This is a genomic window from Granulosicoccus antarcticus IMCC3135 (assembly GCF_002215215.1).
Taxonomy (GTDB): Bacteria; Pseudomonadota; Gammaproteobacteria; order Granulosicoccales; family Granulosicoccaceae; genus Granulosicoccus; species Granulosicoccus antarcticus.
The window spans coordinates 510,832-526,174 of record NZ_CP018632.1 but is presented as its reverse complement, the minus strand read 5'-3'; the positions used below and the strand labels follow the sequence as shown (position 1 = coordinate 526,174).

The following is a 15,343-nucleotide window of genomic DNA, read 5'->3' as shown; positions in this document are numbered from 1 at the left end:
AATCAAGCTACTGCAGACTCTGCGACGGGCTTCGCTGCAGCTTGAAAATTCTCTTCGTAAAATCGCATCCAGTTATTGCCCATCACACCCGCCACATCTTGCTCGCTCAAGCCAACAGCACGCAGCCCTGCTTCAATGTTGCCAAAGTGACGATTGTCTTCAAACCAATCCGGCATTGGCGGGAAACCGGCGTCACTAACCGATCCTTCCCCGTAGTCGATTTTTTTGGTCCAACGACCCACACGCATCCACTCGACGACTGAGTCCGGCTGGTCCTGGCACAAGTCAGAGCCAATGCCCACATGCCCCGCCCCCATTAACTCCACCGTATCGGCGACCATCTGACAGAAGCTTTCCAAGGTGCAGTCATTTTTACCTTTGAGGTGATGTGGGTACAGAGAAACACCCAACATGCCACCCGTCTGGGCCAAGGCCTTCAACACCGTATCTGATTTATTACGCAATGCTGGGTGCCAGGAGCCAGGGTTAGCGTGGGTAATGGCGATGGGACGGCTAGAGTGTTCGATCGCCTCCAGGGTAGAGCGCTCAGCTGAATGGCTCATATCGACCACCAGTCCGACACGGTTCATCTCAGCGACCACCTCGCGCCCCATACGGGTCAGGCCAGTGTCCTCCTTCTCATAACAGCCGGTCGCCAACAACGACTGATTATTATAAGTAAGCTGCATAAAGCGCGCGCCCAACGTATGGCATATCTCCACCAAACCGATATCATCTTCAATGGGCGACGGATTCTGAAAACCAAAAAAGATAGCCGTGCGATTCGTCTTGCGTGCCAAAGCCACATCCGAACCAGATAGACCTTTGAAGATAAGTTCAGGAAAGCGTTCAAAGTAGCGATTCCAGCGTTCGACTTGCGACACCGTTTCACGAAAATTCTCGTGATAAGCGATGGTCACATGCACCGCATCCACAGCACCTTCGCGCATCTGACGAAAAACCTTCTCTGACCAGTTCGCGTACTGCAGCCCGTCAATCCGATAGTGAGTCGCCATGTATCCCCTCTTTATCTGTCATTCAAAATCGGTGTAAGTAACTGAGCGACTTGCCCAGTACAGCCCTACACCGGTTTTCGTAGGCCTGTACAGCATCAACTGTAAGCGCATCAAGTCGCTCCATGCAAACAAATCCTGGCTTCAGGAAGGCGTGCCAGAGCTGATATAAGCTGTCTTCACCGTGGTATAGAACTCTTGTGCGTAGGCTCCTTGCTCGCGAGGGCCATAGCTAGACTGACCTCGACCGCCAAAAGGCACATGGTAGTCAGTACCAGCGGTGGGCAGGTTCACCATCACACAACCAGACTCGGCGTTGCGACGAAAGTGCGATGCACGCGCTAGCGACTGAGTGATGATTCCTGCCGTCAGACCAAAACGAGTATCGTTGACGGTGGCCAGCGCCTCGTCGTAACTGTCGACCTTGATCACGCAAGCCAGGGGTGCAAACAGCTCTTCGCGGTTCACTTGCCATTCATTGCGCGTACCTGCAAACACACCCGGCGTCATGTAATAACCTTCGGTGTCCCGCTCGACGCGCTCACCACCACACAGCAGCTCGCCACCCTCGCGCTTGCCCAGCGCCACATTGGCCAAGTTCTCATTCAACTGTTGCTCACTGACCACGGGGCCCAGCTGCGTGCCCTCTTTCAGCGCGTGGTCTACAACCATCGCTTTGGCACCCGCTACCAAGCGTTCAACAAACTCATCGTGCAAGGCACTGTGCACCACCAGGCGCGACGATGCTGTGCACTTCTGCCCAGTACCACCAAAGGCGCCACCCAAAGCACACGCCACGGCCGTGTCCATGTCCGCATCATCAAGTATAGCCAGCGCATTTTTGCTGCCCATCTCCATTTGTATCTTGGTGAAATTACCCACACAAGCAGCCGCGATCTGCCGACCGACAGGCACGGAACCGGTGAAGCTGATTGCGTTCACCATCGGGCTTTCGGCCAAATGCTGACCAATACTGCCACCCGGCCCCATCACCAGATTAAACAGACCAGCCGGAATATCTTGCTTGGCGATGATCTGTGCAAAAGCAACCGCAGAGGCCGGCACCAAATTGGCAGGCTTCCAAACAACCGCATTACCGAAGGCCAAGGCCGGTGCGATCTTCCAGACGGCCGTCGCAGTCGGGAAATTCCAGGGCGAGATAATGCCGACGACCCCTACAGGTTCACGGCGTACATCGATCTCAATTCCATCGCGCACAGAATCAGCGGTATCGCCAATCTGACGCAGCGCTTCTGCAGCGTAATAAGTAAAAAACTGGCCAGCGCGATACACCTCGCCCTTGCCTTCGGCTTTTGGTTTGCCCTCTTCACGGGCCAACAATTCACCCAGTTCAGCCGAGCGAGCAATCAACTCTTCACCCACGGCCATCAACACGCTGTAGCGCTTTTCCAGACCAGAGGTAGCCCAGAGCTTCTGCGCTTGTTGTGCCGCTTCAAGTGCCTCGTCTAGCTGCGCCGTCGAGGCTTGTGCGTAGTGGCCAATCAAATCACTCAGATCTGAAGGGTTGCGATTTTCTATCGTCGATACGCCATCCAACCACCGCCCACCGATGAAATTCTGCCCCTGTGCCGCCATTTCCATCGCCTCATGATGATTTTTGATACTCGCAGGTTGCGCCTCAAGTGATATTCAGTCAAATTGATTATTTTACATCTCACTTCAATTTAACTGAAGCCATGATCAAACTCGAACAGCTCCGACAATTCCTCGTCGTCAGCCAATGCAACAGCCTGATGGATGCCGCCGACAAGCTGCACCGCACACCTTCTGCCGTGTCAATGACTTTAAAGCAGATAGAAACAAGGCTGGGTGGGCCTTTGTTTGAAGGTGATCGCAAACGAGACCTCACCCCACTGGGCCGATTTGTGTATACACGAGCCGAGCGCTCGGTATCGGAACATCAGCGCATGATCAAAGAGATCGAAAGCTACGCTAAGGGTGATACCGGTTTAGTGCGTATTGCTGCTGTGCCCTCTGCGGCCACTCAGCAACTGCCCGAGGCTATCGCCAACTGCCAACAGGATAGGCCCACGCTTCATATAGAGCTGCACGACACCGACTCCAAAGCCGTGCACGCCGCCGTACTCAGTGGTAATGCAGACCTGGGTGTGGCCAGCCTACCGTTCGACGGTAGCTCATTGGCCTATCAGCAACTCGCCTCCGACGCTTTCGTCTGCGTATGCAACGCCAAGCACCCGCTCGCTCGTAGCCAATCTCCATTGTCATGGAGTTCACTGGCTAAACATCGCTTTATACATAATGGCCTTTGCGAACAAATAGAGCACCCTACCGTCAGTGAGCTCAGCGCCAACGCCCATCTGCGTGTCTATAACATTGCCTCCCTGCTGGCCTTTGTCCGAAAAGACATGGGAGTTACTCTATTGCCAGAGGGCTCCGTCACTGATTGTCGAAACCTGGTGACAAGACAACTCAGAGACAAGAGCGCCACACGCAACCTCTATTTGTTAAGACGCACCGACCAGACACCATCACCGGCAGTACGCGAATTGACACAAGCCATCATTGAACAGTTCACTGGAAGTTGCGACCCATCCCCTAAACCCCGCAGTCCCTTGCAAAGGCGATAAGCTCGTCAGGCGGACGTCAGCATCACTGAATTAACGTGATAATACTGGCTTTGCAGCTCATCCGGGATTGAAGTGCCGTAGATTTCGCCCTTGTAGCCCGTCACTTCAACGTCAGCAGGTAATGCCTCTCGAAGATGGGATTGCAGGCCTTGATTAAATGAAGTGTCGGCAGTGCCTATAGGGGATTCTACTATCCGTAATACCACGTATGCCAATCGTAAAGCGCCCCGCCGCATCCATCATGTGACATTGGCGAATGTCGCAGCCTGCGTCGCGTTCTGTGAAGTCTGCAATGACCTCCTGAAATCAAGCAGACGCTTTTTCTGGTTCGCCCTTGGTCTCTGACTGGCTTTCGTATCCATACGACGTCATGTCGGCAACCGTACGGTCATTTTCCACCCAATCGCGTCGTTCAGCATCACTGGCACGTGGTGAAAACAGCCCGGTCCAGGCATAGATGATTCCGATGACCGGTGTCAGCCAGCAGGCAAAGGCCAAGGGGATATACAGCAAGTTCTCGAAATTACCCGATGCGATACCCAGGCCGAGCGCCGAAATCACAAAGGCACCACCGGCATTCCATGGAATCAGTGGCGACATGAGGGTTCCACCCTCCTCTACAGCACGGCTGAGATTCAGTGTGGAATATCCCATGCCACGATAGACCGGCGAATACATTCGCCCAGGCAAGGCGATGGAGAGGTAGGGGTCGCCTGCAACGAGATTAGTGGCCAACGAGGTACCGATAGCGGCAGTCTGCACTCCTGCAAAGCTGTGTACCTTTGTCAGGATCGCCGCGATGATTGTCTGCAGGCAGCCGGTCTTTTCCAGAGCGCCTCCAAAGCCGAGTGCAATAAGGATCAATGAAATAGTCCACATCATCGACTGGATGCCACCACGATTCAGCAGGCTGTCAATTTCACTGATGCCAGTTTCGATTGTATAACCACTATTGGCATACTGGAAGATGTCATGCAGGGATGCACCTTGGGTCAGAGCGGCCGTGAGCGCCCCCAGAACGACACCTGCAAAAAGCGAAGGAATCGGTGGCTGCTTTGCGATGGCAAGCGCAATGACGACTACCGCAGGCAATAGTAGCCACGGAGAGATGGAAAAATTGTCCTGCAACGCAGTGGTAATTGAATCGATTCGCTCGAAGGCAACACCGTCGCCATGGACAAGGGTGAAACCGGCCCAGACATAAATTCCGAACGCGATCAGCATTGCCGGGACGGTTGTCGGCATCATGTTGCGAATGTGCGCAAAAAGATCTTGTCCGGTTACCGCTGGTGCCAGATTGGTGGTGTCAGACAGCGGTGAAATCTTGTCGCCGAAGAACGAGCCCGAAACAACGGCTCCAGCCGTCCAGTACACAGGTACGTCAAATCCCGCACCGATGCCCATCAACGCCAGGCCCACCGTCCCAACGGTGCCCCATGAAGTGCCCAGTGAAACCGAAACGACTGCACACATGATCATGGCCGCAGCCAGGAAGATCTGCGGCGACAGAATGATAAGCCCGTAGTAGATCAGTGTAGGTACCGTGCCACTGGCGATCCAGACGCCGATGATCATGCCGACAACGATCAGCACAGATACAGAGGGCAATGCCACGTTGATGACGTGAAAAACCCCTTTTTCAAGACCTTCCCAATTGTGCCCCAGATAGACGCCGACAAGACCCGTGATGGCCAGACCGATGGCCAACGGTATCTGGGGAGTAAAATCACCGAAATAGAAAAGCTGGAGCGCCAGTAACAGTAGCGTCAGAATCACTGGAGTCAGTGCCAGGCCAAGCGATGGTTTGCGCGGCGAAGTGTCTTGAGCCGACATGGTTCTATCCTTTTTTGTTGAGGAGAAGACTACTTGTCAATCGAGGATGAGAAAAGCAGGTCTATCGACACGGAGCTGAACCGGCACCGAAAAAGTGCCAGCCCAGCAAGGTGTCGCACACGAAACCAAGGGCGTTATGTGGAAGAGGCAAGAAGACTGGCATTGCCACCAGCGGCAGTTGTATCAATACATAAATGACGTTCAGACACATAGCGGTCCGGACCAATGATATCGGTTGCCAATGGTACGATCGGGCCATCACGCTGAGCCAATGCAATGCGCAAGGCACGAGTCCAGTCGGACGCACCTGCGGCCGCGACGATGTCGATTCCGGTTAGTTCTGTCAGCACCTCAGGCGTGATTGTTCCTTCCAGCACGCTTATTGGTGCATCTACATTGGCGACGGCTTTGGCTATGGATGAGACGTCCGGCGCGACGATGAGCACACGACAGCCGGCACCAAGCGCCTGTACTGCCTGAGCCAGAGCAACCTCAGCCGTAGGCCCAAGGCACACTGCCGTCCCGCGCGGGAGTAACTGGTAGCGGTTGCTCTCGCCTGTTGGTCCCGGCAATGATACCGGTGGGCCGACAAAGACGGCTGTTTCTGACAAGGCCTTGCGGACGATGCCTTTAGCGCTGCTCAGGCCAGAGCGCAATGCATTGACGCGATCTGACCTGGTATCCCAGCTATGTGATTCAATCCCATCAATGGCCTCCTGCAGCGTTTTGCCTGAAATAACGCTGCCTGCACCTGGCTCGGCAGCATTGGGTGTTGTGCCAGTTCGCTGAAAACGGGCAACGTAAAGCGGTCCACCCGCCTTGGGTCCGGTACCCGAAAGACCCTCACCGCCGAATGGTTGCGAACCCACGATGGCACCGATCTGATTGCGATTCACGTAGACATTGCCAGCGTGAATGCGATCAACGATTTGCTGCACTCGATCATCAATTCGCGTATGCAGGCCAAAGGTCAGCCCGTATCCGCGTGAATTTATGGCATCAACCACCTTGTCGATATCACGAGCCTTGAATGTGGCAACGTGCAGCACCGGGCCAAAAATTTCGCGTTCAAGATCCGCAATACCGTCAACCTTGACGATAGCCGGAGTCGCGTAATTGCCGGTTGTGGGTACGTCCAGACGTTTGAGAACCTTGCCTGCACTGGCATGCATTTCAACATAGCTTGTGATGTCCTGCATGGCCTCTTTGTCGATGACAGGCGATACATCGGTATCCGTATTCCAGGGATCGCCAATCTTCAGTGCGTCCATTGCGCCTTCGAGCATTTCAAGCAGACGATCACGCGCTTCCTCCTGCACGTAGAGCATGCGCAAGGCTGAACAGCGTTGTCCGGCAGACTGGAAAGAAGAGATGACGATGTCGCGAACAGCCTGTTCGGTCAGCGCAGTGGAATCCACAATCATCGCGTTCAGGCCCCCGGTTTCTGCAATCAATACCGCGTCGGGCCCTGCGTTTTGTGCAACGACCTTATGGATGATCTGTGCAACTTCGGTCGAGCCGGTAAAGCAGACTCCGGCAATACGCGGATCTGAGGTCAGCGGACCGCCAACAGTGGGACCGTCGCCGGGCAAAAGCTGAAGTGCCGCTTCGGGCAAACCTGCTTCGCGCATCAGCTCCACCGCGCGGGCAGCGATCAACGGGGTCTGTTCTGCAGGTTTTGCAATAACCGCATTGCCAGCGGCAAGTGCTGCCGCTATCTGGCCGGTAAAAATCGCCAGCGGGAAGTTCCAGGGGCTGATACAAACGAAGATGCCGCGCCCCTTGCCGGGGTATTCCTCTTCCAGCCGTTCGGCCTCATTCGCGTAATAGCGCAGAAAATCCACCGCTTCGCGTACCTCGGCAATGCCGTCCAGCAATGTCTTTCCAGCCTCTCGGGTTGCAATGACCGTCAATTCGGCAACATGGTCCTCATAGAGGTCGCTGACCTTGCGCAGGATTGTGGCACGTTCTGATGCGGGTCTGGCCGACCAGTCTTCATAGCCTGCCTGTGCGGCATCAAGCGCCGCACTCGTTTCCGCCGCAACGGCCTCGTATACCTGGCCAACAATCCGCGCCGGGTCAGCAGGAGAGAGTGCATCGCGTGCCGTGCCCATGGGTGCGGGAGCGCCTGCGATCATCGGTCCTGCCTGCCAGGTCGTGTCGGCAAATGCTTCACGCGCCTTGAGAAGTGGCAGGATCGAGGCAGGCTCGTTGACCCGGAAACCGCGCGAATTCGGGCGCTCGGGTTGAAAAAGATCATAGGGCAAAGTAATCAGCGGACTAGCTACTGAATCACCCAGAGCTTCGACTTCTGTCACTGGATCGCGTGAAATCGATCTGGAATCTATGGTTGTGTCGACGATCTGGTTTACAAACGATGAGTTTGCACCGTTTTCGAGTAGGCGACGCACCAGATAGGCCAGCAAGTCGCGATGCGCCCCGACGGGTGCGTAGGTTCGGCAACGGGTACCTTCTGAACCCTTGACAATCGCGTGTAGCGATTCCCCCATGCCATGCAGGCGCTGAAATTCAAAACTGTCCTTGTCGTTGCCTGCCATCGCGATCACGGCCGCACAGGTATGCGCATTATGCGTAGCGAATTGTGGGTAGATCCGGTCGCGGCGATCCAGCAGCATTTGTGCGCAGGCCATGTAGCTGACATCCGTATTCACCTTGCGCGTAAAGACCGGAAAGGTGTTTACGCCAAGCTCTTGAGCCAGCTTGATTTCGGTGTCCCAGTAAGCACCCTTGACCAGTCGCACCATGATCTTGCGCTCCAGCCGCTCAGCAAGATCGTAAAGCACTTCGATAACCTGTGCTGCACGCCGCCCATAGGCCTGCACGACCACACCAAAGCCTTCCCAACCTGCAAGCTCCGGATCACTGAGCATGGCTTCTATCACGTCGAGTGACAGATCAAGACGGTCCTGTTCCTCGGCATCGATGTTGAATCCGATTCCGGCACGTGCTGCTTGCCTGGCCAGATCGAGTGCCCGCGGGACCAGCTCTTCCATGACGGTCTTGCGGTGCGTGTATTCGTAGCGTGGATGCAGTGCCGAGAGCTTGACCGAGATGCCAGGACTTGAACGAACGTCACCCTTGGCAGCTTTTCCGATAGCTGTAATAGCGTCGGCGTATGCCTTGTGATAACGCACCGCATCAGCATCCGTGCGTGCGGCTTCGCCCAGCATGTCGTAGGAATAGGTGTAGCCCTGACTTTCCCATTCGCGAGCGTTCTTGATACCTTCACCAATGGTCTGTCCCAGCACGAACTGGCGACCAAGAATTTTCATTGACTGACCGACCGCGGTGCGCACCAGCGGTTCTCCCATACGCCTTACGAGTGCACGCAATGAACGACCCGGCCCCTTCGGGTCTTCGTCGAGTACCTTGCCAGTGAGCATCAACGCCCAGGTTGAAGCGTTGACCAGTGAGGACGACGAATGCCCGAGGTGCGCACCCCAGTTCGAAGGCTCGACCTTGTCATTGATCAGCTCATCGATGGTTTCGGCATCGGGAACCCGCAGAAGTGCTTCAGCCAGACACATCAGGCCGACGCCCTCCGCTGTGGACAGTCCGTATTCAGCCAGAAACGCCTCCATCATGGTGGGCGAGGTTTCCTTGCGAACCCTGTCTACATAGTTCGCACCGACCGCTGCGACCCTGTCACGCTCTTCGGCTGAAAGGCGAATCTTCCCGATCAGCCCCTTTACCACTTCAGACTCTACTGCTGAATAGGCTGTACGCACGTTTTCCCGAACATTCGCTTGCGAAATGTCGTTGCTAGGCATTTTAAAATTTCCCCTTCTGTTCGAGCCCGATGTGCAGAATTTTTTCTGTATCAGGTAAATCTGAAATGACAGGCGGCGTCGGGCTCTGTTCTCCCCCGGCATCACTGATGCAACTCGTTGCTGTGAGCGGGGTGAAACTGTTCGCTCCTTGAATTCTAAGGTAACAGACTCCTAAACCAATCGCGAATTTTCTATCCTCCAACCCGAATTTTCAAAAGAGATTTGTTCTCAAGGAAGACCAGGCCAATGCCAAACCGATTCAATGCATGCGAGTGACCGGCCCGGCCTGGATCACGCTGATTGCCGCCCAGAATCCGCCGGCTGGTGGGGAGTCTGGATCATCATGCTGGGAGATGCCACCGCCTTCATCAGCCTGGTGTTCGGGTTCTTCTTCTACTGGACAACCAGATCGGATTTCCCACCCGCGGGCAGTCAGCGACTGACACCCTCGACCCAAGAGCCTGCTCCCTCAGTACTTCGGTTCGAAACGGTTCAGCGGCAGTCGTAGTACCGCTCGACCCTGATCATCCGGCTCGGGCAGGCGACCACCACGGATATTTATCTGCAGGGCCGCCAGCATGCGATCCGGCAATGACAGGGTCTCATCACGCTCATCGCGAATCTTGATGAACTCCTCCTTGCTGATACCATCACGCACGTGAATGTTCTTCGCCCGGTGCTCACCCACAGTTGCCATGCACATCACTTCTCGCCCATCCTTGCAGTAATCATGTCCGATGTATATGCGGGTATCGCCGGGAAGACTCAGTATCGCCCGCAGACTGTCCCACAGCTCTTCCGAGGAACCACCGGGGAAGTCGGCGCGTGCGGTACCGCTGTCCGGCACCATGAAGGTGTCATGGGCGAACACGGCATCCCCCACCCGGTAAGTCACCGAGGCCAGAGTATGGCCGGTGGACAATGTCACCTCCACCTGACAATCACCGATCTGGAAGCTGTCTCCGTCGTCGAACAGCCTGTCCCAGAACTGCGGCTGCTGCTTCATGCTGTCGTCTGCATACAGGTCAGCCCAGATGTTCTGCACATCCAGCACCTTCCGACCGATGGCCTGCTGCGGCTTGTTGCCCAGTTTTTCCTTGAGGTAGTGCGCCGAGGAGATGTGATCCGCATGGGGATGAGTGTCCAGAACCCATTCCACGTCCAGCTTCCTGTCGTTCACAAATTGCAGTATTTCATCGGCACTGTCTGTCCAAGTGGCGCCCGAGGCCGGATCGAAGTCCAGAACAGGGTCCACGATGATGGCCTTGCGACTGTTCGGATCCCAGGCCACGTATTGCCAGGACCCGGTAGCCTTTTCGTAGAACGCCGCCACGTCCGGGCTGCAAGGGGCGGATGAGGATGGATGGTATTGCATTAGATGTGTCCTTTCGAATTCGTTTGCTGGTACTCATGCTACGCAATTACACACAGACTTCAGTAACCTTGTCACGTTGACTGTCGCTACATGTCCGGCAGTTCCTGGTGCACTTCATCGGCATAGCGCAGGGCTTCCAGGACCAGACCATTGCCGCAGGGCTTGAGACTGACCAGATGCTCGGAGCCTCGCACCGCAAGCTGGCCGATATCGACCTTGCTACTGTCTCTCAGCGCTTCGCGCAGCACGATATAGGCCTCGTATGCCAGTTCACCGGCCGACACCACGTAGTAGGGTTTTTCATAGTAGGGCACAGCGGCATCAGAGTGTGTGCGTGTGATCACTCAGAGCAATGGCGCAAGTAATCGTGAGGTATTCGCCATCAGGCGATTGACCAGCCCAGCATTGTCTTCGTCAGATTCAAACGGTCGGGAGTTGCTTTGATCACGTTCGAACATCTCGGCCAGTTCTGCGTTGACATTGTGATCGTAGATGGCGGCAACCAACTCGAAGTTCAGCCGAAAACTGCGGTTGTCCATGTTCGCTGTGCCAACGATACTCAATTCATCATCGACTATCATTGTCTTTGAGTGATTCATGTGAGGCTCGAAAAGCCAGATTTTCGCTCCCCTGTCAGACGCGTCAGCAGAGAAGGTTTTCGCTGCCGCCTTGGCCAGCTTCGAATCGCTGTCGGCAGGGATAATGATTCTTACATCCACCCCGCGGGCGCAAGCACTGGCAAGCGCGGTTTCAATTGGGGGGTCGGGCACAAAGTAGGGAGTCGTTATCCACAGTCGTCTTTTAGCGCTGGTTATGGCTGTGAAGAACAGCAGATGAATATCCTCACTTTTTTCGTCGGGTCCCGAGTCCACGATCTGCACCCAGGGAGCATCATCAGTCATGGGAGTGGTTGATTCGGCGTCTCTATCTGGAAACCAGCGCCAGATGTCATCGGGAATGGCCGGTTTTTTCTCGGACTTCGGCAGCAGGTCGGCAGCATTGCGCTCTCCACGATTCACGGCATCAACCGACACTGAATACAGCCAATCCTCCAGGAAAATCGACTGAATGCCAGTGGCCGGCGCGCCGTCAATAGACAGATGTGTGTTGCGCCATGCCGGTTCGCCTTCACCGTTGTCAAACGATCTGCTGCTATCGCTGACATTGATTCCGCCCGTGAAAGCGATATGACCATCAATGAGAACGATTTTTCGGTGAGTTCGGAAATTGAGTTTGCCGGGTTGCGGTTTGAGTATATGCGGTGGGTTGAATTTTCTTACCTCACCGCCGGCGTCAACGATGGGCTGCCAGAATTCTCCGCGACAGTCCTGGCCGCCAATGGCGTCGACAATGATACGTACCGTAACTCCCTGGTGGGCTTTCTCGGCCAGCGCGTCACGAAAGCGCGTGCCAATCACATCGGGTTCCCAGATGTAATACTCCAGATGCAAGGTTTCTTCGGCTTGCTCGATGGCCTTCAGAATGGCGGGGAAGGCGCTGTCACCATCGGCGAACAGTTGCACCGCTCTTGCCTGCTTGGGACCTGGTTCGGGGTCATCGTCCGTTTGCGATACGCGCGCCAGCGATGCAAGATCGAACTTGGCAATAAAGGCTTGCTGTAAGTCTTCTGTTACGGGAGGTATGTGATCGGCCGCAGCTTGCCGAGCGCGCTGACGCAGACCGCTTTGATCATCAAGGCGACGGGGGCCAAACATGAAATAGCCGACGCCGCTGATAAGCGGCAGACCCCAGAAAGCGATTATCCACGCCAGCGTCGTTGTTGGACGCCGTCGTCTCAGCAGAAGAAAGACGGTGCCGCCGATAATCCAGAGAACGTAGACGGCGGTCCACAGACTCTCAGGCATTAGGCCAGCACCTCTGGCCAAGGCATCAAATAGCATGAAGGCCGCTACGGTTAGAGTTCTTGTACACCATAAACCCAATCAGGTCGTATTCAGATATTTGCGTCCAGTTTTGAAAGGATGAAAGAGAATACTGCACTGCGCATCAAGCAACGTTTGCACGACGGGACCCTTGGGCGCGCCGCAGCCTGCCCTTTTTGTGAGTGCCTCCCTGTTGGCGTACACACCCACTGTGCCGACTCGGGGATTTTCAGTCAGTAAAGTCTCAAATTGAAAATAGGAACATATGCAGAATTAAAAGGACAACCTAAGCAAACTGAACAATTTGTATGCTTGATTTAGACTGACGTTTACTGAGATTGACACAAAACAGACACAGTGCTTTTTAGCTCTTGCCACTCGGTAGAAATTTAGAAAAAATCGCCCACCATCTCGGGAGGGCAATCTGGGGTGCTTCGGTAGTTACATTTGCTGATACCTCTGTAGCCACTTCTACCGGCTTCACGTCAGCAACCGCTATATTGCCATCCACTAGAAGCTCTGTAAAATCAGACTCTGAAACTTCTCTGAGTCTAAAAGCTAATGCATACGCAGCGCTCGCGGTTCTGTAATCCTCACGTGATATGTCAGCGTGATATGCGTTATCTACTAAAGGTGTTGGCAGTAGCGACACAGCAGTTTTAGCAGGAACAACAAGTGATTTTACTTTCAAACCTGCCCACCCCTTGAACGGATGAGCAGCGTTATCCTCTTTGGCCTTTGGGGCCAACTGCACCTTTACTTTAGCCAAGGCTTGACCTTCGCCAAGCCTATCAACAGATAGATCATTTTCTAATCGGTTATCGTAAAAATGATCTACCCTGAGCCTGTCTGAGGCATCAAATACTGGAGCCATATAAACCCTACGCCCCAATATTTCACTTTTCCTAACTTCGGATGAATTCGGTGTCCAAACCATATCCTGCGACCTATCTGTCCAAAAGCCCACTTAAGTGTTTCAAAAGATTGTTGAAACTATCGCCTAAACTGAAATCAAACTCAATTTGCTCGGATTGATTTCTGGTGTGAAGCAATCCAATATCAGAATCTATAATTATAGTTATTCTTGAATTCTTCGACCCCACTTCAGCAATCAGGCCTCCACGCGGCGAAGGGTATAAATAAGGATTGTGGACTTCGTATTTAGACAGCAAGTACAGAAGATCGATACTTCGATTGAAATTGTCAATTGTCAGGGGCACACCGCCGCATCCGTTCCAATTTTCAGGAAACTCGGTTAGTTTTTTAGCGGCTTCAATCATTCCATAAAAATTACATGATCTATGCCAAGCGTTCTCTCGAATCGTCTTAAGAGGATAATCACTCCAAATTTTCTGCGAGTCTGTGCGTGCACTCACAAAATTTTGAAGCTCTAAAAAATCCACAGCAGCTGTCGGAAAATGATCTTTCCATAGCTTTCTTCCCGACTCTCTAATTTTGAACATTCGAGTATTTTCAACAGAGCTTTCCTTGATCGACAACACATACCGATCCACAGACGAAGAATTTTCATTACCAGCCCGAACTTCAGATTGAACAGTAGACGCTGACTCAGACGAGGTCTCGAATAGAGAGCCGCCCAAGTTGTTAATTCCTTTGATAAGCAGTGAAGTAGGCATACTTGGTTGACCAGCACCTGAAAGCATCCATTCAGCTGTTCCAGTTGAACTCATTGCCTTATCTCCATTTTCGCTCCTAGCAATTTTTTCACTCGATCAGACAGCATTGCATCAAACAGGTCATGTAACACTACATGGCTAAGCTGAAACCATTGAGCCACATCTGGTGCTGATTTTTCACTATCAAGAATATTCGAATTTGTCGTTTGAAACGTAACTATAGTGGCTGGATCACGCCCTGACATTCCATTTTGGCAAGATACGTTTGCAACAGTACGCTCCGGGGATTTAAGATTGATGGATAAGTTCGCTGCTTGGAGAACCGCCTCATCAGTCTCGGCTGCCAACTCTGATATTCGTGGATTCAGCTCCGCAGCAAGATTCAGATCATCTCTCAAAAAATCGAATCGATCCTCAACACCATGATCCTTTGTGAAAGCGTCCAGATAACGAAGGTCAAGTGACACTATGTTCAAATACCTTTCGGAGACTGGGTAGCACTTGTAAAGACATTCAATGCCCAATTCGATGTATTTGTAAAAGTCCGCCCAACCTTGATAAGGAGGGACGATGTTGATAGTCAACACTCCTGGGCCTATTTGATACAGAGGCCATTTTCCTTCCTTCTGTCGATACCTATGCAAAGGCTTGTTCGCCATAAATTCCAAAGGGACGCTATCAGGCACCAACGGTTCTACGTACCCAAATCCAGCCTTTATTATTTCTTCTTGAAAAGAAATTTTGAAGTCTTGGAAGTATGGATCTATGGCATTGCCTGGAGCACTCTGAATCGGCACCAGATTCCAATGAATTTCTGCGATCACTTCGACGAGAGGTGCTATTTCGTACAGAAAGTCCTTACTCGTTGGCAACTCGATACCTGTATTAGTTTTCATCTGCGGACCAAGAATTTAAAAAATTCATTACAAACAACGCCTTACAGGAAATTTAGTTGTAGCGACAACCTGCTCACATTGTATGTTTAGGCTACCACAACAAACGCATTGACCAATGTTGAGGGCTAATATTCAGTTTTCATCTGTTCAACCATAGGTTTTAACAGCAAACGCTGGCAATTTGGGAGCAAAATCCAACACATATAGCTTTCCTCAAAATCATAACTTTTGGCGCTGTCAAAACCTCTTCTAAGTAAAAAGAACCGCGCCCTCACCCCCTCGTAAACTACTGCCTCTGCCATTTAC

At 53.2% G+C, this 15,343-nt stretch carries 12 protein-coding genes; 1 reads left to right on the top strand and 11 read right to left on the bottom strand.

What is annotated here, in order from left to right; all coding sequences use genetic code 11:
- Positions 1 to 2 precede the first annotated feature (2 nt).
- Entirely contained in the window at positions 3 to 1,016 is a 1,014-nt protein-coding gene (locus IMCC3135_RS02420; RefSeq protein ID WP_088916134.1) for a membrane dipeptidase, read from the bottom strand.
- Between the two features lie 141 nt (positions 1,017 to 1,157).
- Positions 1,158 to 2,615, bottom strand: coding sequence for an aldehyde dehydrogenase family protein (locus tag IMCC3135_RS02415; protein WP_236994731.1), 1,458 nt, complete (start codon positions 2,613 to 2,615; stop codon positions 1,158 to 1,160).
- 95 nt (positions 2,616 to 2,710) lie between these two features.
- Here IMCC3135_RS02415 and IMCC3135_RS02410 point away from each other — a divergent pair, with 95 nt between their 5' ends.
- Complete coding sequence (locus tag IMCC3135_RS02410) at positions 2,711 to 3,622, top strand: LysR family transcriptional regulator (protein WP_088916133.1); 912 nt, start codon at positions 2,711 to 2,713, stop codon at positions 3,620 to 3,622.
- Between the two features lie 306 nt (positions 3,623 to 3,928).
- Here the strand turns inward: IMCC3135_RS02410 and nhaC are convergent, their stop codons facing one another.
- The 9 genes from nhaC to IMCC3135_RS02365 form a co-directional block, all read right to left on the bottom strand.
- On the bottom strand, positions 3,929 to 5,455 hold the full coding sequence (gene nhaC / locus IMCC3135_RS02405) for a Na+/H+ antiporter NhaC (RefSeq protein WP_088916132.1): 1,527 nt from the start codon (positions 5,453 to 5,455) through the stop codon (positions 3,929 to 3,931).
- Positions 5,456 to 5,589: 134 nt separating this feature from the next.
- A complete protein-coding gene (gene putA, locus IMCC3135_RS02400; protein WP_088916131.1) occupies positions 5,590 to 9,246 on the bottom strand; it encodes a bifunctional proline dehydrogenase/L-glutamate gamma-semialdehyde dehydrogenase PutA in 3,657 nt (1,218 codons plus the stop codon).
- Between the two features lie 259 nt (positions 9,247 to 9,505).
- Positions 9,506 to 9,703 carry a hypothetical protein gene (locus IMCC3135_RS33895; protein WP_157735720.1) on the bottom strand — a complete coding sequence of 66 codons (198 nt, stop codon included), beginning with the start codon at positions 9,701 to 9,703 and terminating at the stop codon, positions 9,506 to 9,508.
- 12 nt (positions 9,704 to 9,715) lie between these two features.
- Positions 9,716 to 10,621, bottom strand: coding sequence for an MBL fold metallo-hydrolase (locus IMCC3135_RS02390; protein WP_088916129.1), 906 nt, complete (start codon positions 10,619 to 10,621; stop codon positions 9,716 to 9,718).
- Positions 10,622 to 10,707: 86 nt separating this feature from the next.
- Positions 10,708 to 10,965, bottom strand: coding sequence for a Ku protein (locus tag IMCC3135_RS02385; protein ID WP_088916128.1), 258 nt, complete (start codon positions 10,963 to 10,965; stop codon positions 10,708 to 10,710).
- Positions 10,966 to 12,486 (bottom strand): phospholipase D-like domain-containing protein, encoded by a 1,521-nt coding sequence (locus IMCC3135_RS02380; protein WP_169727396.1) that lies wholly within the window; start codon positions 12,484 to 12,486, stop codon positions 10,966 to 10,968.
- 382 nt (positions 12,487 to 12,868) lie between these two features.
- Positions 12,869 to 13,378, bottom strand: a complete 510-nt coding sequence (locus IMCC3135_RS02375) for a hypothetical protein (protein WP_157735719.1) — start codon at positions 13,376 to 13,378, stop codon at positions 12,869 to 12,871.
- A gap of 73 nt (positions 13,379 to 13,451) precedes the next feature.
- Positions 13,452 to 14,195 carry a hypothetical protein gene (locus IMCC3135_RS02370; RefSeq protein ID WP_157735718.1) on the bottom strand — a complete coding sequence of 248 codons (744 nt, stop codon included), beginning with the start codon at positions 14,193 to 14,195 and terminating at the stop codon, positions 13,452 to 13,454.
- Positions 14,192 to 15,037 (bottom strand): TIGR04255 family protein, encoded by an 846-nt coding sequence (locus IMCC3135_RS02365; RefSeq protein WP_088916124.1) that lies wholly within the window; start codon positions 15,035 to 15,037, stop codon positions 14,192 to 14,194. The genes IMCC3135_RS02370 and IMCC3135_RS02365 overlap by 4 nt, the downstream gene beginning before the upstream one ends.
- Positions 15,038 to 15,343: the final 306 nt, after the last annotated feature.